This window comes from Rhodophyticola sp., assembly GCF_965284195.1.
Lineage (GTDB): Bacteria > Pseudomonadota > Alphaproteobacteria > Rhodobacterales > Rhodobacteraceae > Rhodophyticola.
This window is the reverse complement of the sequence record NZ_CBDIRM010000001.1, coordinates 1,371,603-1,391,977: the sequence shown is the minus strand read 5'-3', so window position 1 is coordinate 1,391,977 and position 20,375 is coordinate 1,371,603. Positions and strand designations below refer to the sequence as shown.

Genomic DNA, 20,375 nt, shown 5'->3' with positions numbered 1-20,375 from the left:
CCTCACATGAACGCCTGAAGCCCGGTCTGCGCGCGCCCGAGGATCAGGGCGTGAATGTCATGCGTCCCCTCATAGGTGTTCACCGTCTCAAGGTTGATCATGTGCCGCATCACCGGAAATTCGCCGGAAATCCCATTGCCTCCGTGCATGTCCCGGGCGGCGCGGGCGATGTCGAGGGCCTTGCCGCAGTTGTTTCGCTTGATCAGCGAGACCACTTCCGGCGCGGCACGGTTCTCGTCAAAGAGCCGTCCCACCCGCAGATTGGCCTGCAGGCCAAGCGCGATCTCCGTCTGCATGTCGGCGAGCTTCTTCTGGTAAAGCTGCGTGGCGGCGAGCGGCCTGCCGAACTGCACACGGTCGAGGCCGTATTGCAGGGCCGCATGCCAGCAGGCCTCCGCCGCGCCCATGACGCCCCATGCAATGCCGTAGCGCGCGCGGTTCAGGCAGCCGAAGGGCCCCTTGAGCCCTTCCGCCCCCGGCAGGAGCGCGTCGTCGCCGACCTCCACCCCGTCCATCACGATCTCGCCGGTGACCGAAGTCCTCAGCGACAGCTTGTGGCCGATCCGGGGTGCCGAAAGCTTCGCCATTCCGCGCTCCAGCACAAAGCCGCGGATCTTGCCCTGATGGGCATCGGATTTGGCCCAGACCACGAAGACATCCGCGATGGGGGCGTTCGAAATCCACGTCTTGCTGCCGGTCAGACGGTAGCCGCCCTTGATCTTTTCCGCGCGGGCGGTCATCCCGCCCGGATCCGATCCGGCATCGGGCTCCGTCAGGCCAAAGCAGCCGACCCATTCCCCGCTGATCAGCTTTGGCAGGTATCTGTCGCGCTGAGCCCGGCTGCCATAGGCGTGGATCGGGTGGATCACGAGGCTCGACTGCACCGACATCATGGAGCGATAGCCGCTGTCGATCCGCTCTACCTCGCGGGCGATCAGCCCATAGGCGACATAGCCCGCGTCCAGGCCTCCGTCGCTTTCGGGCAGGGTCACGCCGAGCAGTCCATGGGCGCCCATCTCCTGGAGGATGGTGCGGTCCGACTCCTCGGTCTCGTAGGCCTTTTTCACCCGCGGGGCCAAATGCTCCCGGCAAAAGGCGCGGGCGCTTTCGGCGATCAGCCGCTCCTCTTCCTCAAGTTGCCCGGTCAGCAGGAACGGATCCTTGGGATCGAAGGTGGGGATGGCCACGTCAAGCATGCTCGGCTCCCAGAAATTCGGCGATACGGCTCAGGCCGCGATCGAGATCTTCGGTGGAATAGGCGAAGGAAAGCCGCAGATGCCCCGGCAGCCCGAAGGCGCTGCCCGGCACCACGGCCAGTTGCCGGTGCTCCAAGAGGGCCGCGCAAAAGGCCCCATCGGTGTCGAAGCCGAGCCGGGCCATGGCGTCCTCCACATTGGGAAAGACGTAGAAGGCGCCATCGGGTACCGGGCATCTGAACCCCGGCATCGCGGCCAGTCGCGCCACGACGCCGTCGCGCCGGTCGCGCAGCACGGCCAGCCGCTCGGCCAGCAGGTCCTGCGGACCGGTAAGCGCGGCCAGCGCCGCGGCCTGCGATATCGACGAGGCGCCCGAGGTGATCTGCCCCTGCACCGCGGTCATCGCGTCGATCAGCGGGCGCGGCCCGATCCCCCAGCCGATCCGCCAGCCGGTCATGGCATAGGCCTTCGACACGCCGTTGACGATCAGAACGCGGTCCCGCAGGGCGGGGGCCACGTCCCGGAACGACCGGAAGGCGGTATAGGCCAGATGGGCGTAGATTTCATCGGCCAGCACCATGATATCTGGATGCTGTCCCAGAACCTCCGCCAGAGCGCCGAGCTCGGCCTCTGAATAAAGCGCGCCGGAGGGGTTGGAGGGGGTGTTCAGGACCAGCCAGCGGGTACGGGGCGTAATGGCGGCGGCCAGTGCTTCCGGCGTCAGCTTGAAGCCCTGCGCCATCGGGCAGGCCACTGCCACCGGCCGCCCCCCGGCCATGGCCACAATATCGGGATAGCTGGTCCAGTAGGGCGCGGGGATGATCACCTCGTCCCCGGGATCGAGACTGGCGAGCATGGCGTTGGCCAGCACCTGCTTGGCCCCGGTGGAGACAATCACCTCGGCCGGGTCGGCCCCCGCGACCTCCGCGATGGCTGCGCGCAGGGGCGCTGTGCCACGGGTTGCGGGATAACGGGTCTGGCCTTGCAGGGCGGCGGCATGGGCGGCCTCGATCACATGGGCGGGCGTTGCAAAGTCCGGCTCTCCGGTCGACAGCGCCACAACATCGATGCCCTTGGCCCGCATTTCAGCCGCGGCCTCGGTCAGGCGGGCGATCTCGGATACCTCGATCGCCGCGATGCGCTTTGCCCGGTGAAACGCCATGATCCCTGTCCCCCTGACGCGCCCTGAAACTGACTTGTACCGCCAACCTACCAAAACCACTCACCATGGAATATTGAAGGTTCTGAACAATGGTTGGAGGATTCGTCACATGATCGCGCCCCGGCGATTTCTGCCCTCGATCAGTTCGCTGCTCGCGCTTGAGGCGTTCGACCGGCTTGGCACCGCGGTTGCCGCGGCGGAGGAACTGTCGCTCACCCATTCTGCGATCAGCCGTCAGCTGAAGGTGCTCGAAGAGCAGTTGGGCGTGTCGATGTTCGTCCGGGATGGCAAGGGGCTCGCGCTGACCAAGGCGGGGGCCCGCTACGCGGCCTCGGTGCGTCAGGTCCTGCATGGCCTCGCCAAAGCCTCGCTGGAGATCAAGGCGGGCGGGAACCGCGATATCATCAACCTTGCCGTCCTGCCCACCTTCGGCGCGGTCTGGCTGACCCCCCGGCTCAAGGGGTTCTGCGACCGGAACCCGGATATCTACATCAACCAGCGCGCGCGCCTCTCGCCCTTCGATTTCGACCTCGAAAGCTTCGATGCGGCCTTGCACTACGGCGCGCGGGACTGGCCCGGGGTCAGGTATCTGGAACTGGCGCGGGAGCGGATGGTCCCGGTCTGCGCGGCCTCGGCGGCACCCGCCGCACTGCCCGAGCCTGCGTCTCTGCTCAATGCCCGGCTTTTGCATCTCGACAGCCGGCCGGGCGGTTGGGAGGAGTGGTTTGCGGCCAAGGGCGTACCTGCGACCCGGCTCAGAGGTATGGTTTTTGACCAATTCGCCAGCCTTGCGGCGGCCACGGCGGCGGGGCTTGGCGTCGCCTTGATGCCGGAATATCTGGCAGAGGCAGAGATCGCCGCCGGTCGCCTGGCGCCTCTGGATGACAGGCCCGTCCCGGCGGGCGGGGCCTACTACCTTGTTTGGCAAGCGAATTCGCAGCCAAGTGCGGCGCTGGAAAAGCTCATCGCCTGGCTGGACGCGCCTGTGGCGTGAGATGCGGCACGTCCGGCGTTGCGCCGGCCTGCGCATTTCGCCGGCGGGATGGTTGAGGGATTTCGGCTTGACAGACCGCGCCACTCCCACAATGGTCTATATTAAGAACCATTGGGGAGATCACGGACATGACTGACATCACCAGCGACGAGATCATGGCGATGCTGGCCGCCGGACTGGCCAAGGCCGCCGAGCTGGAGGAGCCCTCCTGCGTTTCGATCGTCGATCAGGGCGGCAATATCGCAGGCTTTGCCCGCAGCGACGAGGCGATGTTCGGCACCGCCGAGATCGCGCTGACCAAGGCCTACACCGCCGCCGCCTTCAAGATGCCCAATGGCGATCTGTCGGCGGATGTCCAGCCGGGCGGTGAGATCTTCAACCTGGAAACGGCCGGGCGCGGGCGCAGCTTCACCGCCATCGCAGGTGGCTTTCCGGTCGAAAGGGCGGGCAGGTGCATTGGTGCCGTTGGTGTTTCCGGCGGGCCGGTGGAGCATGACGTGCTGATCGCACAGGCCATGCTGGCCGCCTTCCCGGGCTGAAACTCGGACCGGCGGGCAGGGCGCGCCACAGCTTCAGAACCCACGGCCGAAAGGGTGTCGCGATGGACAAGGACAAGACCGCAATTGCCGACTATGTCGTGGTCGGGGGTGGCTCCGCCGGCTGCGCTCTGGCGGCCCGATTGTCCGAGGATCCCACGATCAGGGTCGTGCTGATCGAGGCGGGCAAGAGCCGTGGCGGGCTCACGGATTACTGGAAGATCGAAATGCCCGCCGCCTTCGACTGGGTTTGGCGAAACGAGAAATACAACTGGATGATGGAGGGGGAGCCCGAGCCCACGATGCACGGCCGCCGCATCTTCCAGCCGCGAGGCAAGGTGCTTGGCGGTTCGTCCAGCATCAACGGCATGGTCTTTCTGCGCGGGCATCCGCTGGATTTCCAGCGTTGGGTCGACGAGGGCGCGGCGGGCTGGTCGTGGCAGAATGTTCTGCCCTATTACAAGCGTCTGGAGCGATGGGAAGGCGGTGAAGGCACCTATCGCGGCGGCTCGGGGCCGATCTCGGTCCGGAAGGGCAGCTTTCCCACCCCGCTCTATGACGCCTTCATCGAGGCGGGCTCTGAGGCCGGTTATCCGGTTTCCGACGATCTGAACGGTGCCCAGCCCGAGGGGATGGGGCACCTCCAGATGAACGTCCACAACGGCGTGCGCGCCTCCACCGCGCAGGCCTATATCCGCCCCAACCGGCACCGCAAGAACCTCACCGTGATCGACCAGGCCCAGGCCAGCGGTCTGATCCACGAAGGCAACCGGGTCGTGGGGGTCAACTTCTCCCGCTTCGGGGACCACGGATATTCCGCCCGCGCCGAACGGGAGGTGATCCTGACCACGGGCGCGGCGGGCAGCCCGCAGATGCTGATGCTGTCGGGCATCGGCCCGGCGGATCACCTGCGCGAGATGGGGATCGACTGCCGCACCGACTTGCCCGGCGTGGGCCAGAACATGCAGGACCATCCGCTGGTCTACATGAAGTTCCATGTGGACAAGCCCATTTCGATGTCGCGCTACATGCGCAAGGATCTGATGCTGTTCACCGGCGCGCAGTGGGTCACCACCCAGTCCGGCGCCGGGGCCACCAACAATGTGGAGGCCGCGGCCCTCGTGCGTTCCGACCCCGCCGTGCGACACCCGGATATGTATATCCAGTACCTGCCGGTTGTGATGGACCATGATGACGGTCTCAGCCCCGATTTGCACGGCTTTACCTATTGCATCGGCCCCACCCGGATCGAACGGTCGGGCTGGCTGAAACTGCGCTCCGCCAACCCGATGGATCAACCGCGCCTTATGTCGAATTTCCTTTCGACCGACCACGACATGCAGCAAATGCGCAACGCCATCGAGGTTGGGCGGCTGATCGCCTCGCAGAAGGCCAATGCCCGGTTTGGCGTCAGGGAGGTCGACCCGGGGCCCGGCGTGGCCTCCCGTGAAGCGCTCGACCACTATATCCGCGACAATACCGCGGGCGATTTTCACCTTTGCGGCACCTGCAAGATGGGGACGGACCGGATGGCCGTGGTCGACCCGGAACTCCGGGTTCACGGGACCGAGGGGCTTCGCGTGGTCGACGCCTCCGTGATGCCCTCGATCGTCAGCGCCAATACCAATGCCACGACGATCATGATTGCCGAGCGGGCCGCCGATCTGATCCTTGGCAAACAGCTGCTGGCCCCGGCCGATGTCCCGGTGCCGACCGGCGAGCCACTGTCACGGACCAGCGTTCTGGGTAATGAAACCCCGCCGGTCGAACTGACCGCCTGAGATCCTGTGCGCCCATGGGCCGTCAGACATCGCGCGCCCGAACCGGCGACCGATATGCGCTTGCGCAGGGAGGTTGTGGCGCCCGTAGACAGGCTGCTCCCGAGCGGTCCGGAGCGGCATCTGAACCGGCTGCTCAGTTCAGGGCACCCTCGGTCGCCTCGGTGCTTCCATCTGCATCGGGCGGGTCGTTCAGCGCGGTTGCGGTCATGGCCGCGATCACCTCACGCGACTTGACGTCAAAGAGACGCCGCGCCGATTTCGCCGCCGCGTCCGGCAGCCGGTTACCCACCGCATCGGCAAGGGCGCGCCAGATCGGGCGCCATTCGGCCACGCGATCCGCCACGCTGTCCGGGCGCACGGGCGTGTTCAGACCCGCGAGGGCTCGCTCGATCCCCTCCACAAAAAACGGGTTCCGCGAACTGTGCCCTAGGGTCGAGAAGAACAGGTATTGCGCCTCGCGGAGATCTCCCGCCTGCCGGGCCAGGTCCAGCATGCCAAGCGCGGTTTCGAGCGCGGCCAGATCGGCCGGTGTGCGCCGTTCACAGCTCAGCACCGCGGCCTCTTCGAGGATTGCCTTGAGATACTCCAGACTGCGCCACGCCATATCGGGCCGGGTCAGCAGGGAGGTGTGGGCCAGATGATTGATCTGATCCTCGTCGGCGACAAAGTTTCCCCCCTTGGCCCCCCGGCTGGACACCAGATACCCCTCGGCCTCCAGCCGTTTCAGCGCTTCGCGCAGGGTCGCACGCGAAATACCCAGGGATTCCGACAATTTGCGCTCTGCGGGAAACTGCTCGCCCGGGCGCATCGCGCCGATCTCGACCTGGCGTTTGATCAGGTCGTAGGCGATGCCGTGAAAGGGTGCGCCTTCGATGCGGATGCCGGTCCAGAACATCTCAGATCACTGTAAATGTGTTGTCGACGGTAATGTCCGCCCCGTTGATGAAACTGGCGTCGTCGGACGCCAGGAAAACGGCGACGCGGGCAACCTCCTCGGGCTCGCACATCCGCCCTTGCAGCGTGCGGATATCCTCTTCGCTGGCGGGCACGTTCAGTTGCCGCAACTGCTCCATCTCGAACTCGCCGTGTTTGGTGCGCACAAAGCCGGGGCTGATCACGTTGGATCGGATGCCCCGGTCCCGGAACTCCACCGCGACGGAGCGGGTGAACTGCGTGACCGCGGCCTTGGTGGTGCAATAGATCGCCTCCATCGGCGTGGCCGTCGAGGCGGAGACCGAGGAGGTCGTGATGATCGCCCCGCGGCCCTTTTGCAGCATCGAGGGCAGGCAGGCCTGGGTCATCAGGACCACGCTGCGCACGTTGTTGTTGATCAGAAAATCGAAATCGGTCTCGGTCACCTGCAGAAGCGGCTGAACCTGGATCTCGCCGGCCTGATTGAACAGGATGTCGATGCCGCCGAAGCTGGCCTGCGCCGCCTCCACCACCGCCTTCACATGCCCGGACCGGGAGACATCGGCGGGTACGAAGAGAAACCGGTCGCTCTGCAACTCCTCCGACAGGGCATGCCCGTTTTCCTCATCCCGGTCGGCGCCCACCACGGCGGCACCTTCCTTGATGAACTCCCGCACCGCAGCCCGGCCGCAGCCGTTGGACGCGCCGGTGATCACGGCGACGAGGTTCTCGAGCTTCCTGCGCTGCAAGCGGTCCTGCCTCCGTTTGACATCAGGAAAGGGTCGGCGGCGATGGCTCACCGCCATAACGGCCCTTTCAGTCGGGCCAGCTTATCGCAATCGGGCAGGGGCAGTAAATACTCGGCTAGGGTTTGCAGAAGACGTCTAGGCCGCCGGTGATCTCCATGCCGCCATACCCCCGCTCAAGCGCCTCGCCGAAGACATCGACGATCATCCTGGGAAAGGCGTCGGAGATGCCTGTGGCCTGTGCGGTGTCCAGCAGGTGCTGCATCGCCGCGAAATGCACATCCAGTTCCGCCTGCCCCCCGTGGAAATCGCCCCGTTCGATCAGGTCCTTGCTGTATCGGGCCTCCGCGTCGATCTCCACCAGCCAGGACGGGACGGAGCCGAACACCGCTTCGTCCGGCATCCCCTCGGCCCGGGTGAAGGCAAGGCCCTGAAAGAGACCGACCATGGACCCGTAAAGATAGGACAGCCAGGCGAGGTCTGCCGCCGCGGCAAAGCCCGGATCGGGCCCGAGCCAGCCTGACCTCGCGCCGAAGGTCATCAGCGTCGGCGCGCAGGCCTTGTAGACCGCTTCGTCACCGGAATAGGCGAAACGGGTCATTTCGGCGCCGACTCTGGCCGGGTAGGTGAAAATCTTGCCGTCGAGATACCGCGCGCCCAGATCCGTCACCTTCGCGCTGAGCGCGCGTGCTTCTGCCGGGGTGCCGCTGCATAGCTGCACGAAGGTCTTGCCGGCGAGGGCGGCGGAGACGTCTGTCTCTGCAAGCACGGCCTCGGTCGTCTCGTAGTCGGACAGCACCCAGACCTGTATATCGGTGGCGGCAATGGCTTCGGCCACGCTCTCGGCCACCGTGGCCCGGTCCGCGAATGTCGCGGCCTTGTCGGCGGTGCGGTTCCATACGGCCACATGGTGGCCGCCGGCTATCGCGGCCTCGGCGATGGCGCTGCCCATATTGCCTAAGCCTATGATCGCTAGAGACATATCTGATCCTTCCTGTGGTGGGTTTCGTTCATGGCTTCTGCGGCTGCCTCAGCGTTTCCGCCCCGGCGCCCGGGTCAGGAACGCCGCCAGGAGGATCAGGACAACCGAGAACAGAATAAGCAAAGTCCCGACCGCGTTGATTTCCGGCGTCACGCCGCGCCGCATGGTGGAATAGATATACATCGGCAGGGTGTTATCGCGCCCGGTCAGAAAGAAGGTCACGGGGATTTCGTCGAAGGACAGGACGAAGACCAGAAGCCCGCTGCCGACGATCGCGGTCTTGATATTGGGCAGCGTGACATACCAGAAGGTGACCAGCGCGTTTGCGCCGAGGTCGGAGGAGGCCTCTTCAAGGGATCGCGGAAGCCGCTGCAGCCGGGCAAATACCTGGATGACCACCACCGCCAGAAGGGCCGTGGCATGGCCCAGAACGACCGTGTGCAGGTTCAGGTTGAAGCCCATGAGGTTGAAGAAGTTGAGCATCGAGATGCCGGTGACGATCCCGGGCAGGGCGATCGGCAGAAGCAGCAGCCGCCGAAACAGCGCCTTGCCCGGAAAGGCGAACCGGTGCAGCGCCATGGCCGCGGGGATCCCGATGCAAAGTGCCAGGGCCGTCGACAGGGTGGCCACGTAAAAGCTGTTTCCCACGGCCTCCAGCAGGTCCGCATTGGCAAAGAGCGTCCTGTACCAGTCCAGCGTGAAGCCCGAGAGCGGCCAGGCCAGAACCCGCGAGTCGTTGAAACTGAAGATGATCAGAATCGCCACCGGCATATAGAGAAAGGCCAGCAGAAGACTGGCATAGGTGATGAAGGCCCCGTCCGCCGCGCCTTTCGGGATAGACAGCGGGGGCTTGCGCGGCTTGGAGCGGGTCAGAGCGATATCGGCCATCTCAGAACTGCACCCTCGCGCGCTGTTCGAACCTGTCCGACAGCGAGATGATTGCAAGAACCACCACCAGCATCACCACCGCCAGAGCCGACCCGAGCGGCCAGTTGAGCGCTGCGCCGAATTGCGAGGTGATGACATTGGCCACCATCAGGCCGTCGGGCCCGCCGACCAGAAAGGCCGCCACGAAATCGCCGAAGCACAGGCAGAATGTCAGGGTGAAACCCGCGACGACGCCCGGCAGGGAGAGCGGCACGGTGACCCGCCAGAAGGTCGTCCAGGAGCTTTGGCCCAGATCGGCGGAGGCCTCGTCGAGGTTGCGCGGGATCTTCTCCAGCGCCGCATAGATCGGCATCACCATGAACGGAATGAAGATATAGGTGAGCGTAATCACCATGGCGGCCTGGCTGTAGAGAAACACATCGAGCGGTTCGCCGATGATCCCCAGCCCCATCAGCGTGCTGTTCAGCACCCCTTGCGTGCCAAGTATCGTCTTCCAAAGGTACGCGCGCAGCAGATACGACACCCAGAGGGGCGCTATCACGCCGAAAAACAGCACCTTGCGGATCGTTGCGTTCTTCAGCCGGAAGACCAGGAAATAGGCAAAGGGATAGGCCAGAACAAGCGCCGTGACCGACACTATCACGGCGATCTTCAGGGTCCGACCAATGACGCTCAGATACTGCGGTTCGTTCAGCAGCGTCAGGTAATTGCCGAACTGAAAGGCGGGTTCGAAAAGCGGGTAGCTCTTGATCCAGAAGCTGTAGGTCAGGAGCACCCCGTAGGGCACCAGCATGAAAAGCACGATCCACAGGATCGGAAGTCCCAGAAAGAACCCCATGCCGATCCGGTCGATTATGCGCAGGGTCATCGCCTATCGCTCCGCGCCAAAGAGGAGGACGTTGTGCGGCTCGACCCCCAGTGCGACCGGGTCCCCCTCACGCGGATGGTCGGAATGCAGCATGCCCTGGCGCAGCATCTCGTCCACCAGCACCTCCTCGCCCGAGGAAAGGCGCACCACCGTCCGCAGGGCCAGACCCTGATAGATGGTCTCGACCACGGTTCCGGGCAACACATTGGCGGGCCGGCACTCGGTGTCCTTCAGGATCTGCATCTTTTCGGGCCGGATCCCGATCTGCCCGATGGCTTGCCCGCCCAAGGGCATGACATCCGTGGCTTTCAGCTTTTGATTGCCCGCCTCCAGCGTGACCAGCCCGGCGCCGCACGCCACGACCCTGGCGCTCAGAAAGTTGGTGGTTCCGATGAAATTGGCCACATAAGGGGTGGCGGGCCGCTCATAAAGGTCTTCGGGTGTGCCGTCCTGCGCAATCTCGCCGGCCTCCATCACCACCACCCGGTCCGACATCACCAGCGCCTCGGTCTGATCGTGGGTCACCATCAGAAAGGTGATGCCCAGCTTTTCATGCATGTGTTTCAGTTCGACCTGCATCTGTTCGCGCAGCTTCGCATCCAGGGCTGATAACGGCTCGTCGAGGAGGATCACCTTGGGCTCGCGCACCACGGCCCGGGCCAGGGCGACCCGCTGACGCTGACCGCCCGAAAGCTGGTGGGGATGACGCTCGAACATGCCGGACAGCCCCACAAGCTCCAGCGCCGCCTCCGCCTTGTCCCGCGCGGCGGTGCCCTTGATGCCCTTGCGCTCCAACCCGTAGGTGATGTTCTTGCCCACGGTCATATGGGGAAAGAGCGCGTAGTCCTGAAACATCATGTTGACGTCCCGCTGCTGCGGCGGCGCGGCGGTGACATCGGCCCCGGCGATGCGAATTGTGCCCGCCGTGGGCACTTCGAAGCCGCCGATCATCCGCAACAGGGTGGATTTACCGCATCCCGAGGGGCCCAGAAGCGTCAGGAACTCCCCGTCTTCGACGGCAAGATCCACATGGTTCACACCGACCACCGGCCCGTAATGCTTGCTGATGCTGTCAAGCTCGATGATCGCCGCCATGGGCCGGAGCCTCTTGCCAGTTGCGTGAAAGGGCAGGGGGCCGATCCGGCCCCTGTCTTGCGGTCGTTACTGCGCCTTGACCGAATTCCAGGCGTTCACATAGGCGCCCATCCGGTCGCCCAGGGGTTGCCACATCAGCAGTGCGTCCAGATAGGCCGGGTCGTCCTGATGCAGGGCGACGAACTGCTCTTCGGTCATGCAGTTGCGCGCGGCGACCGGATTGGCGACCGAGTAGCCGTTCACATTGGCCACCCCGCACTGGCCCTGTTCGCTGAGTTGCATGTTCAGGAACGGGTAGGTGCATGCATTGTCCGCGGAGCCGTCGGCGATCATCCAGGAATCCATCCATCCTTCCGCGTTTTCCTCCGGGATGAACTCCGTGACCTCGATGCCTTCCGCGGCGATCAGCGCCGACTGGTAGCCCGCCCATGTGTTCGAGATATCGACCTCGCCGCCGACATAGAGATCGACCAGTTCGCCCGCGGTGGACCAGTATCTGCGCACCAGCGGCCTTTGCTCGATCAGCGTCTCGACCGCCGCCGCTATCTGCTCGTCCGAGAGCGTGTAGATGTTGGTGTCGCCATTATAGCGGGCGGCCACATAGATTGCCGATTTGTCGTCCCAGAGCGCGATGCGGCCTTCGTTCCGGGGGTCGAAAAGTGCTGCAAGGGAGGTCGGCGGCGTTTCGAAGGCATCGTTGCGATACATGAACGCGATAGCGCCCCAGGTGTAGGGCATCGCGTAGTATTCGCCGTCCATCTGGATGTTGTCGAGTTCCCGGAACTGGGGATAGATGTTCTCCCACTCGTCGATCCGGCTGATGTCGATGGGTTCGACGAAACCGGCTTCGATGATCAGTTTCGTGATGTCGGAGGCGGGCGTGATCAGGTCGTAGACCCCACCGCCCGCCGCCATCTTGGCGATGATTTCTTCGCCGGAGCCCACATAGGTCGCCGAAACGCGACAGCCGGTTTCGGCCTCGAATGCGGCGATGAAGCTGTCATCGGCATAGCCTTCCCAGGTCAGCAGGCTCAACTCGCCCTCGGCCCAGGCGGGCAGGGCAACGGCGGCGGCAAGGCATGTCGTGAGGATCGTTTTAAGTGGCGTGGTCTTGGCCATATCGGTAGCTCCCTTGCGAGACGGTGAAGACTGTGCGGCGCTTTGTCGTGGCGGCGCGCCGACCGCGGGCAAGAACTCAACTGGGTTGTGCAGGCGATCTGGCCGTTAGACCGGAGCAGCCAAAGTAAGGTATACGCAACATACCATTTTAGTTTGAGATTCGTGTCAACCCGGTCCGACGAAGGTTTCCGCGCCCAAGGCCTTGCCCGCCCATGAGAAGGTCCTCCTGTTCGCGCGCCGGGCGTGGCGCCCGGATCTTCTTCCGAATGCCGATCAGACCAAAACTGCGCCAAAGCACTTATTCCAGATCGGTCTAAGTCGCCGCCGGAGGCGCGAAGGCCTCGCAACGGCGCAGAGTTTCCAGCCCCGGCCAAGGTGGAGATACAGGTTTCCGGTGTGAGGCGGGTTCGTCAGTTGACAGCAGGCTGCTTCCTAATGGTACGGTAGCCATGCCTTTAGTGATATGAGGGAGTCAGCCATCATGGATGCCAAGAGCCACCAACCCGTCAGCACACACCGTGTTTTTCAGGATCGGTTCGAGGGAAAGACCGCCCTCGTGACGGGCGGGGCCAGCGGCATGGGCCGGGCACAGGCTCTGAGGCTCGCCGCCGAAGGCGCCAGAGTAGCGATACTCGACCGCAACAAGAGCGGGGCAGAGGAGGTCGCCCATGAAATCGCGGCCCTCGGCGCCACCGCCTGTGCCGTCGCGGTCGATCTCTCCGATGTCGATGCCGTCGAAAGCGCTCTCGAAACGGCGAAAGCCAGCTTGGGGCCCGCGCAATTGCTGTTCAACAACGCCGGCATCGTTCTGGTCAAACCCTATGTGGAATGTACCGAGGAGGATTTCGACCGGCTCATGGCGGTGAATGTCAAATCCACCTTCATGGTCACCCGCCGGCTGATCCCGCAAATGATCGCAGAGGGCGGCGGCGCGATTGTCCTGATGTCCTCGGTCTCGTCCATGCGCGGCTTTGCGCTGGAGGCGCTTTACGGGGTCTCCAAGGCTGCGGTTCAGGCGATGATGATGAATATCGCCGTGGAGTACAGGCAGGACAACATCCGCTGCAACGCGGTGTGTCCCGCCTTTGTCCGCACGCCGCATGGTCTGAATGAAATCAAGGACTTCCAGGCACTTGGCTTCGATTGGAGCGACGATGATCTGGCGGCGACGCAATTGCGCATCTGTGAGCCCGAGGAGGTGGCCGATGTGGCGCTTTTCCTGGCCAGCGACGACGCGCGTTTCGTGAATGGAGAGGCGGTTGTGGTCGACAATGGCTGGCTTGCGAAAGCCTGACTGCGAGGTCCGGCCGAAGAGGTCCGGCAATGCGTCCTTGCGGCAGGTGCCGGGCGTGAGCAGACGAGGCCGAAGGGCGCTCCATTACGGATGCGCGGGACCTCTTTCCGACCTCCAAGCGGTCCGGATGACTTGGCCTGCTTTTACTCTAGAGGCCAAAGCGCCAAGGCGGCCACGCCCCTAACGGCCGGTGTGCGGACGGAGCGTACGCTTAAGCTAGGCGATCAAACGTCTGCTTTTCGCCATACCGAGATGTGAGATGCGCTCAAATGGTCGAAGGGCGATCTGTCCCAGTCGGCCCACCGGTATTCCAATTCAAGCCCCGCGAGTTTGGCCTGGTCTTGCCCCCTGCAACTGGTCCGAGCTGAGTGCGAAATTTTGGGTACATTTCTGGCAACAGAGGAGTGTACCGATGCCGAAGAAACGCTTTAGCGATGAGCAGATTGCCTTTGCCTTGAGGCAGGCGGAAGCCGGAACCACGGTTGGTGAGATTTGCCGAAAGATGGGGATTGCGGAAGCGACGTTCTATCGCTGGAAGAAGGTCTATGCGGGCATGGGCGTGTCGGAGATCCGAAGGCTAAAGCAGCTCGAGGATGAGAACGGCAAGCTGAAACGTCTGGTCGCGGATCTGACCCTGGACAAGACTATGCTTCAGGATGCGCTGCGAAAAAAGTGGTGAAGCCTGTCCGCCGTCGCGAGGTTGTCCGGCACTATCAGGACGTGTTTGAGGTGTCGGAGCGCCGGGCGTGTAATGCCATGGGCTTTGGGCGGGCTTCTCACCGATATCAATCCAGGCGTGATCCGGCGGTGGAGTTGCGGATGCGCCTGAAAGAACTGGCCGAGAGCCGCGTGCGGTATGGATATCGTCGTCTGCATATCCTGCTGCAACGCGAAGGCTGGCAGGTGAACCACAAACGCCTGTATCGCCTTTACTGTGAAGAAGGCCTGTCGATCCGGACGCGAAGCCCGAAACGACGACGTGCCTGCCGATACCGATCCGGCCGATCGAATGCCGACGGCATGAACGATGTCTGGGCGATGGACTTCATGTCAGACCGGCTGTTCGACGAGAAACCCTTCCGGATTCTGACCATCGTGGATTGCTTTACGAGAGAAGCTCTCGCGACCTCTGCGAGGACGAACTTCCGGGCTTACCAGGTGATCGACGAACTGGACCGGCTCGCGCGGATCAGGGGCAAACCTCGAAGCATTCGCTCAGACAATGGACCGGAGTTCGCCGGCCGGCTGCTCGACCAGTGGGCCTACCTGAACAAGGTCGAGTTGGACTTCTCAAGACCCGGGCAACCAACAGACAATGCCTACATCGAGGCGTTCAACAGCCGCCTTCGGCAGGAATGCCTCAACGCGTCTTGGTTTCTTTCCATGGACGACGCTCGAACCCGGATCAACAGTTGGAGAACCGATTACAACGAAACCAGGCCGCATTCGTCGCTCGGAAACTTGACGCCGAACGAATTTACGGCCCAACTGAAGGAAACCCGAAAGGTCGCATGAAGACCGGACCAAAAACAGGGTGAACCCCAGGCCATAAGGTCCATCTCACTCGGCCATGCATAGCGAAATGGGATCGATAGAAACTCGTGCCGGTCTCCGGTCATCCAAACATGGTTTGAAGTATATGTTTGATTCACCAAATCGAACTCATCGACCCCAATATGCTTCTCGTCACATGCAAATGCGAGAGTGGTTTGACCAAAGGGGATGCGTTGAACAGGAGGTACGCGGGTCTCGATCAGGAACCGTCCACCAGGCACCAAGTGCCTTGCTGCATTCTCGAAGCAAGCAGTTTGCGCCTCCTGCGTGACGAGATTGTCGATCGTGTTGAAGACCAGATAAACGAGCGAAAATGCGCCCGGTATGCGCGCAGATACCATGTCTCCGATCTCAACCTGCAAGGAGCCATCGGTTTCTTTTTTTCGGAGCTCCGCCACCATTGCATTGGATAGCTCAATGCCCTTCACCTTGCAGCCGCTCGCGGATAACGGCAGCGCAATACGCCCCGTTCCTATGGCAAACTCTAGAGCTTCGCCTGTACCAGCGAGTTCCTTCAGGCAAGCGACGACACGATCGATAACGATCGGGTCGTTGCCACCATGGTCCTGATCATAGGTTCTTGCGACCTTTGCACCAAAGTATCCATCATCGTTCATTTGAAGCGCAGTTCCCGTTGGCAGCGTGGTTGTGAAATCGCCGATGTTCACTCGGCCTTGAAACCTGGTCTTTGCCGAATACTACAGTGGAAGCCGACTTTCGCCATCCTGCAGAAATCGGGGAGATTGGGCTCAAAATGCGCATTGCAGTGCTATAGCAGACAAGGCGGTTAGTGCTCAAACAAGGAACGCGTTGACTGCCTGGAAAACACGGTGCGCGCGCTTTTCGGCACTTGCAAAATGAGCGCCGTTCGCGATTTCGACATACTGCCTGTCCGCGCTTCCGAGGCCGTCGAAGAGCCTGAGGGCATCGGTCCGGGTCGATGTCGGATCGGCGCCGCCACGGATCAGGAGGGTGGAGCAGTGCACGTCTTTCGGGTCATAGAGCCGGCGTCCGTTGAAGGCCTCCCACAGGTCCAGAAATGTTCCGTTGGGCGCACGGAAGGCGGGCGGATCGTGGCCGGCGGAGCGGGGATCATCGACGAGCGACGCCTGTACCAGCGCCTGAAAGACGGCCTCATCCCGCCAGTCTGCCCCATCCGGTATCTCCGCATCCCACCGTTCCCGCGTGGCGGCCTGGGTCACCAGCCGCGCGGCGCCGTGGCGCGGGTCCAACCTGGCCGGGTCGTTCGGGTCAGCCAGGATCGTCAGCCAGCCGGTATTGATCTCGGCAAAGATCGGCGCATAGAGCACGAGACGTTCGACCCGCGCGGCGCCGATCGTCGAGGCGTAGAGGGCCGTGGTGATCGAGCCCCAGGACCCGCCGATCAGGCAGATGCTCTCGACCGCATGGTGCGCGCAGATCCACGCGACGGCATCGTCGATGTCGCGGATCGCTTCGGACGCACGGGCATAAGGTTCTTCCGCCGTCTCGAACACCTGCGAATGCGACAGCCCGTAGCCGCGGATGTCGAGCGCATAGGCCGCGAAGCCCGCTTCCGCCGTCGCCCTGAGCCAGCTCGCCCCCGGGTGAGGGATGTCGTAAAGGCGGCTGGCATAGGTCGCGCCATGGACGAACAGCACGGGCGCACGGGCCGGATCGTCCCCATGGGCGCGGATGTGCAGCCTGAGACCGGGCTCATCCGACGAGGCGATGAAGTGGGACGCCGCGGTGTCGTGGTCGCGCCAGGTCACTGCAGGGCCCTCGGGATCGCGGTGACGAGATCGGGAACGGCCCAGAGTATCGCCATCCCGGTCAGGAAGATGCCGACCACGGGCCAGGCTGCGCGGAAGACCTGTGCCGTACTCATCCCGTCGGCCGCGCCTTTCAGGGCAAAAAGCGTGTAGCCGAAAGGAGGCGTCAGGCTGCCGACTGTGAGGTTGATCAGGAAGATCGTCCAGAACCAGATCGGATCGAAGCCCATTGCCGCGACGATCGGCTGATAGATCGGAATCGCCAGCAGCATGAAGGCGATCTGGTCGATGAACATGCACAGCAGGAACGGGATCGCCATCATCAGAAGGAATGTCATCGCAGGGCTCCACCCAAGCTCGGCAATGAGGGTGACAAGGCCTCTGGTCGCGCCCGAGAAAGACAGCAATTGGCTGAACAGCTTGGCCGAGGCGACAATGATCAGGATGACGACCGAGATCGTGACGGCACTTGCCACAGCCTCGCGCAGCATGACCCAGTTGAGCCGCCCGAAGATCGCGGCCACCACCATGGCGCCCACAACACCGGTTGCCGCGGATTCCGATGGCGAGGCGACCCCGAGCAGGATGAGCCCCATCACCGAGAAGACGACGATGAGGAACGGCGCCATGGCGAGAACCGCGCGCCAGACCGGCGTTTGCGCCTGCGTGATGTCCGCCTCCGGCATCGGGCCGCCGCGCAGATAGACCCAGGCAAGGGTCAGCGTGGCAAAGAGCAGCCCGGGGATGATGCCGGCGACCAGAAGCCCGGCGATGGACACATCCGCAAGCGAGCCGACGATGATGGCCAGCAGGCTTGGCGGAATGATCGGCGCAAGGCTTGCGCCCGCAAGGATCGTCGTGGCGGAGGTGCGGGAGGCATAGCCGCGCGCGGCCATCAGCGGCAGGACCGACCGGCCAAGCATCGCCGCCACCGCCACCGCCGATCCCGAAAGCGCACCAAAGACGGTCGACAGCGCGATGGTCACGACATAGAGCCGGCCGCGAAGCCGCCCGATCAGCCTGTCTATGCTTGAAAACAGCACGTCCACTGTGCCGGAGCGGAACAGGATCTCTCCCATCAGCACGAAAAGCGCCACGGTCACCAGCGTCGAGGAGGTGGCGGTTTCGAAGATCGAGTTGGAGAACATGCCGAAGCCCCTCGGCCCGATCAGCACGAGAACGCCCAGGATGTTGAGCAGAAGAAAGCCCACGAAGATCCGCGCGCCGGAAAAGAGAATGGCCAGCAAAAGCCCGATGGCGAGGATCAGGAGAACGGCCCAGCTCATTGCCGGCGCCCGGCGATCTGGCGCAGGAAATGCAACGCGGCAGAGGCGAAGCCCACGGCGATCACGGTGGTGATCCACCAGCGCGGGATCGGGTTGGCCGCGTTTGTCATCAAGCCGCGCTCGAACTGCCTGAGTGCTTCGCCCGCAACGATCCAGCCGGTCACTCCGCAGGCGACCGCGCCCAGTATTGCATTGAAACGGCCAAGCCAGATTGCCTGGCCGCCGGGCAGCGCTTGGGGGATGATGTCGATGGCCACATGGGCATTGCGGCGCGTGATGTCGGGCAGGGCGCAAAAGATCATGGCGGCCAGTGCATATTGCACCGCCTCGCCCGACCATGTCGTCGGCGCGCCGAGCCCGTAGCGCATGATGACTTCGAAGACATAGAGAGAGACCGCGGCCACCAGTGCGCCCCCCGCCAGTGCGAACAACCAGCGAGAGGTCGCGTCATGCAGATCGCCGAGGCGGCGCATGTCAGTCGGACAGATTGGCGGCTTGGGCCAGCGACCTCAGCTCCGCAACAGCTTCGGGCGAGGCGCCTTCGGCGACAGCCCACACGCCCGAAGCCCAGAGCGCATCCAATTGAGCGGCGTCCTCGGGCGCGAAGTCGGTCACCTGCATCCCAAGTTCCAGAAGGGCCGCGCGTTCGTCGGCCGCCAGCAGGTCGAAGCGCGCAACGCTGTCGGTCTCAAGCCGGATCGCGGCGCGTTCTATGGCGGCCTGCGCCTCGGCGTCGAGCCCGTTCCAGGCGTCGAGATTCATGAACATCATCAGCCCCACCTGGCCGAAACCGGGTTCGGTCATGTAGCCCGCGACCTCGTGCCAGTTGAAATCCAGAGCGCCGGTCAGGCCCCAGGCCGCGCCGTCGATGGCACCCGTCTGAAGGGCCGAGTAGACATCGCCGCCGCCCATGACCACGCCCGCCCCGCCAAGGGCTTCGATCATCGGATGATAGGAGACCGTTCCACGGATGTTGCGGCCCTCGAATGGCGGCGTTCCGGAGATCGGTTCGCGGAGGTAATAGCGGAAGCCGACCGACCCGGTGGGAGGGGCCGAGAGCAGCTTCATCCCGTGCGATGCCTGATAGTGCGCGTCGATGAAGCCGATGATCCCCGCCGCGCGCCGCGCGACCGGATCGGCGCCGATCGCGTCGATCGCCAGCCCGACCGGGGTGGTGCCGGCGTGATAGGCCGGATGTGTGAAGAGCAGGTCGAACACGCCCGCCTGCGTCGGTTCGAACTGTTCCAGCGGCGGCACCGCATCGGGCCCGGTGAAGGAGATCGTCACGCTGCCGCCCGATTCCTCGGCGACCAGCGCGGCGAAGGGTTGCGCCACTTCGCGGGTGAACACGAAATTCTCCGGAAATGCGCCTACCGCGCGCAACTCCTGCGCCATAGACGCGGTTGCGGAAAGTCCAAGCGCAATCGCGCTGGCCAGTATGGTCATCTTCGTCATCTTTTTCCTCCCTCCGGCGTTGGAGACAATACGACTCGAACGCTTGTAAATGATTTTATAGTTCCGTATGGAACCTTTTGTAAAGTTCCAAATGGGACCTGATTGGGCTAGGGTGCGCCATGACCAAGAACAACGACTCAGACTTCGATGCGGCACGGGCGATGGCTGACCAGTTCGGCCCGCTGTCGCTGACGATGCTCATGGACACCGATCTGTCGCCCATCTGGCGGGTCAGCTTTCTGGCGAACTTCTTTACCGGACCGATCTATGCCGAGCTTCAGGACCGGTTCGGGCTGTCGCGCCCGGGCTTCGTGATCCTGTTCAGTCTCTGCCATCAGGACGGGCTGGTGGCGCGCGACATCTGCCTTGTGACGGGGCTGCCCAAGAACTCGATCAGCCGGGCCGTGACCGAACTTGAGGAAAAGGGTCTCATCGGGCGCGACACTGACACGGCCGACAAACGCGCCAAGCCCCTGACGCTGACCGCCAAGGGACACGCGCTGCTGGCCGGGGTGCTGCCGCTTTTCCGCGAGAGACAGGCCGCGATGCTGGCTCCGCTCGACCGGCGAGAAGCGGCGGAGTTCAACCGGCTGATCACGAAAGTCGTCTTCGCCATGCCCGGTTGGGTGGCTGCGGGATAGGGCGGGGCCGGGGAGGGATCGGCTCCGCACGGCCCTTGCAGGACGCTATGCAGTCGGTGGACGCAATGGCGCTGCGTGGCTGAACGCCGTCGGGGTCGGCGAGAGGCGGCGACCT

At 63.6% G+C, this 20,375-nt stretch carries 19 protein-coding genes and 1 pseudogene; 6 read left to right on the top strand and 14 right to left on the bottom strand.

Annotated elements, in window-relative coordinates; genetic code table 11:
- Positions 1-2: 2 nt before the first annotated feature.
- Entirely contained in the window at positions 3-1,196 is a 1,194-nt protein-coding gene (locus ACQ651_RS06930) for an acyl-CoA dehydrogenase (RefSeq protein WP_430448873.1), read from the bottom strand.
- Complete coding sequence (locus tag ACQ651_RS06925) at positions 1,189-2,358, bottom strand: pyridoxal phosphate-dependent aminotransferase (protein WP_430448872.1); 1,170 nt, start codon at positions 2,356-2,358, stop codon at positions 1,189-1,191. Before ACQ651_RS06925 ends, ACQ651_RS06930 begins: the two co-directional genes overlap by 8 nt.
- 109 nt (positions 2,359-2,467) lie before the next feature.
- On the opposite strand from ACQ651_RS06925, the gene ACQ651_RS06920 reads away from it, so the two are divergent.
- The 3 genes from ACQ651_RS06920 (at position 2,468) to ACQ651_RS06910 (ending at position 5,669) form a co-directional block, all read left to right on the top strand.
- Positions 2,468-3,352 (top strand): LysR family transcriptional regulator, encoded by an 885-nt coding sequence (locus ACQ651_RS06920; protein ID WP_375552432.1) that lies wholly within the window; start codon positions 2,468-2,470, stop codon positions 3,350-3,352.
- Between the two features lie 128 nt (positions 3,353-3,480).
- The gene (locus tag ACQ651_RS06915) at positions 3,481-3,891 is read left to right on the top strand and encodes a GlcG/HbpS family heme-binding protein (RefSeq protein ID WP_227286048.1); all 411 of its coding nucleotides are present in this window, start codon (positions 3,481-3,483) and stop codon (positions 3,889-3,891) included.
- Between the two features lie 62 nt (positions 3,892-3,953).
- Positions 3,954-5,669, top strand: coding sequence for a choline dehydrogenase (locus tag ACQ651_RS06910; protein ID WP_227286047.1), 1,716 nt, complete (start codon positions 3,954-3,956; stop codon positions 5,667-5,669).
- 133 nt (positions 5,670-5,802) lie between these two features.
- Here ACQ651_RS06910 and ACQ651_RS06905 read toward each other — a convergent pair whose 3' ends face one another.
- From ACQ651_RS06905 to ACQ651_RS06875, 7 genes and pseudogenes are all read right to left on the bottom strand, one after another.
- On the bottom strand, positions 5,803-6,564 hold the full coding sequence (locus tag ACQ651_RS06905; RefSeq protein WP_430448871.1) for a FadR/GntR family transcriptional regulator: 762 nt from the start codon (positions 6,562-6,564) through the stop codon (positions 5,803-5,805).
- A 1-nt stretch (position 6,565) separates the two neighbouring features.
- Positions 6,566-7,330 carry an SDR family NAD(P)-dependent oxidoreductase gene (locus ACQ651_RS06900; protein ID WP_227286045.1) on the bottom strand — a complete coding sequence of 255 codons (765 nt, stop codon included), beginning with the start codon at positions 7,328-7,330 and terminating at the stop codon, positions 6,566-6,568.
- A gap of 115 nt (positions 7,331-7,445) precedes the next feature.
- A pseudogene (locus ACQ651_RS06895) lies at positions 7,446-8,330 on the bottom strand (NAD(P)-dependent oxidoreductase); the annotation flags it as partial.
- Between the two features lie 27 nt (positions 8,331-8,357).
- Complete coding sequence (locus ACQ651_RS06890; protein ID WP_430448870.1) at positions 8,358-9,197, bottom strand: ABC transporter permease; 840 nt, start codon at positions 9,195-9,197, stop codon at positions 8,358-8,360.
- A gap of 1 nt (position 9,198) precedes the next feature.
- The gene (locus tag ACQ651_RS06885) at positions 9,199-10,065 is read right to left on the bottom strand and encodes an ABC transporter permease (RefSeq protein WP_430448869.1); all 867 of its coding nucleotides are present in this window, start codon (positions 10,063-10,065) and stop codon (positions 9,199-9,201) included.
- Positions 10,066-10,068: 3 nt separating this feature from the next.
- Positions 10,069-11,160 (bottom strand): ABC transporter ATP-binding protein, encoded by a 1,092-nt coding sequence (locus tag ACQ651_RS06880; RefSeq protein WP_430448868.1) that lies wholly within the window; start codon positions 11,158-11,160, stop codon positions 10,069-10,071.
- 66 nt (positions 11,161-11,226) lie between these two features.
- On the bottom strand, positions 11,227-12,279 hold the full coding sequence (locus ACQ651_RS06875) for an ABC transporter substrate-binding protein (protein WP_430448867.1): 1,053 nt from the start codon (positions 12,277-12,279) through the stop codon (positions 11,227-11,229).
- A 481-nt stretch (positions 12,280-12,760) separates the two neighbouring features.
- Here ACQ651_RS06875 and ACQ651_RS06870 point away from each other — a divergent pair, with 481 nt between their 5' ends.
- Both ACQ651_RS06870 and ACQ651_RS06865 read left to right on the top strand, forming a co-directional pair.
- On the top strand, positions 12,761-13,573 hold the full coding sequence (locus ACQ651_RS06870; RefSeq protein ID WP_430448866.1) for an SDR family NAD(P)-dependent oxidoreductase: 813 nt from the start codon (positions 12,761-12,763) through the stop codon (positions 13,571-13,573).
- 412 nt (positions 13,574-13,985) lie between these two features.
- A protein-coding gene (locus ACQ651_RS06865) for an IS3 family transposase (RefSeq protein ID WP_430448865.1) occupies positions 13,986-15,088 on the top strand; the annotation gives its coding sequence in 2 pieces (ribosomal slippage) (positions 13,986-14,238 and positions 14,238-15,088; 1,104 coding nt in all).
- Here the strand turns inward: ACQ651_RS06865 and ACQ651_RS06860 are convergent.
- The 5 genes from ACQ651_RS06860 to dctP all read right to left on the bottom strand — a co-directional run bounded on the left by ACQ651_RS06860 (position 14,998) and on the right by dctP (position 19,619).
- Entirely contained in the window at positions 14,998-15,795 is a 798-nt protein-coding gene (locus ACQ651_RS06860) for a methyltransferase domain-containing protein (protein ID WP_430448864.1), read from the bottom strand. The genes ACQ651_RS06865 and ACQ651_RS06860 overlap by 91 nt on opposite strands.
- A 126-nt stretch (positions 15,796-15,921) precedes the next feature.
- A complete protein-coding gene (locus ACQ651_RS06855; RefSeq protein ID WP_430448863.1) occupies positions 15,922-16,878 on the bottom strand; it encodes an alpha/beta hydrolase in 957 nt (318 codons plus the stop codon).
- The gene (locus ACQ651_RS06850) at positions 16,875-18,164 is read right to left on the bottom strand and encodes a TRAP transporter large permease (protein WP_227286036.1); all 1,290 of its coding nucleotides are present in this window, start codon (positions 18,162-18,164) and stop codon (positions 16,875-16,877) included. The genes ACQ651_RS06855 and ACQ651_RS06850 overlap by 4 nt, the downstream gene beginning before the upstream one ends.
- Positions 18,161-18,637, bottom strand: a complete 477-nt coding sequence (locus tag ACQ651_RS06845) for a TRAP transporter small permease (protein WP_430448862.1) — start codon at positions 18,635-18,637, stop codon at positions 18,161-18,163. The genes ACQ651_RS06850 and ACQ651_RS06845 overlap by 4 nt, the downstream gene beginning before the upstream one ends.
- A 1-nt stretch (position 18,638) precedes the next feature.
- Positions 18,639-19,619: a TRAP transporter substrate-binding protein DctP gene (dctP, locus tag ACQ651_RS06840; RefSeq protein ID WP_430448861.1), complete on the bottom strand. Its 981-nt coding sequence runs from the start codon at positions 19,617-19,619 to the stop codon at positions 18,639-18,641.
- A 119-nt stretch (positions 19,620-19,738) separates the two neighbouring features.
- Between dctP and ACQ651_RS06835 the strand changes: the two genes are divergently transcribed.
- Complete coding sequence (locus ACQ651_RS06835) at positions 19,739-20,260, top strand: MarR family winged helix-turn-helix transcriptional regulator (RefSeq protein WP_375552404.1); 522 nt, start codon at positions 19,739-19,741, stop codon at positions 20,258-20,260.
- Positions 20,261-20,375 lie beyond the last annotated feature (115 nt).

Coding starts and splice junctions, on each gene's coding strand:
- ACQ651_RS06930 (WP_430448873.1), bottom strand. CDS start 1,196: ATGCTTGACGTGGCCATCCCCACCTTCGATCCCAAGGATCCGTTCCTG.
- ACQ651_RS06925 (WP_430448872.1), bottom strand. CDS start 2,358: ATGGCGTTTCACCGGGCAAAGCGCATCGCGGCGATCGAGGTATCCGAG.
- ACQ651_RS06920 (WP_375552432.1), top strand. CDS start 2,468: ATGATCGCGCCCCGGCGATTTCTGCCCTCGATCAGTTCGCTGCTCGCG.
- ACQ651_RS06915 (WP_227286048.1), top strand. CDS start 3,481: ATGACTGACATCACCAGCGACGAGATCATGGCGATGCTGGCCGCCGGA.
- ACQ651_RS06910 (WP_227286047.1), top strand. CDS start 3,954: ATGGACAAGGACAAGACCGCAATTGCCGACTATGTCGTGGTCGGGGGT.
- ACQ651_RS06905 (WP_430448871.1), bottom strand. CDS start 6,564: ATGTTCTGGACCGGCATCCGCATCGAAGGCGCACCCTTTCACGGCATC.
- ACQ651_RS06890 (WP_430448870.1), bottom strand. CDS start 9,197: ATGGCCGATATCGCTCTGACCCGCTCCAAGCCGCGCAAGCCCCCGCTG.
- ACQ651_RS06885 (WP_430448869.1), bottom strand. CDS start 10,065: ATGACCCTGCGCATAATCGACCGGATCGGCATGGGGTTCTTTCTGGGA.
- ACQ651_RS06880 (WP_430448868.1), bottom strand. CDS start 11,160: ATGGCGGCGATCATCGAGCTTGACAGCATCAGCAAGCATTACGGGCCG.
- ACQ651_RS06875 (WP_430448867.1), bottom strand. CDS start 12,279: ATGGCCAAGACCACGCCACTTAAAACGATCCTCACGACATGCCTTGCC.
- ACQ651_RS06870 (WP_430448866.1), top strand. CDS start 12,761: ATGGATGCCAAGAGCCACCAACCCGTCAGCACACACCGTGTTTTTCAG.
- ACQ651_RS06850 (WP_227286036.1), bottom strand. CDS start 18,164: ATGAGCTGGGCCGTTCTCCTGATCCTCGCCATCGGGCTTTTGCTGGCC.
- ACQ651_RS06845 (WP_430448862.1), bottom strand. CDS start 18,637: ATGCGCCGCCTCGGCGATCTGCATGACGCGACCTCTCGCTGGTTGTTC.
- dctP (WP_430448861.1), bottom strand. CDS start 19,619: ATGACGAAGATGACCATACTGGCCAGCGCGATTGCGCTTGGACTTTCC.
- ACQ651_RS06835 (WP_375552404.1), top strand. CDS start 19,739: ATGACCAAGAACAACGACTCAGACTTCGATGCGGCACGGGCGATGGCT.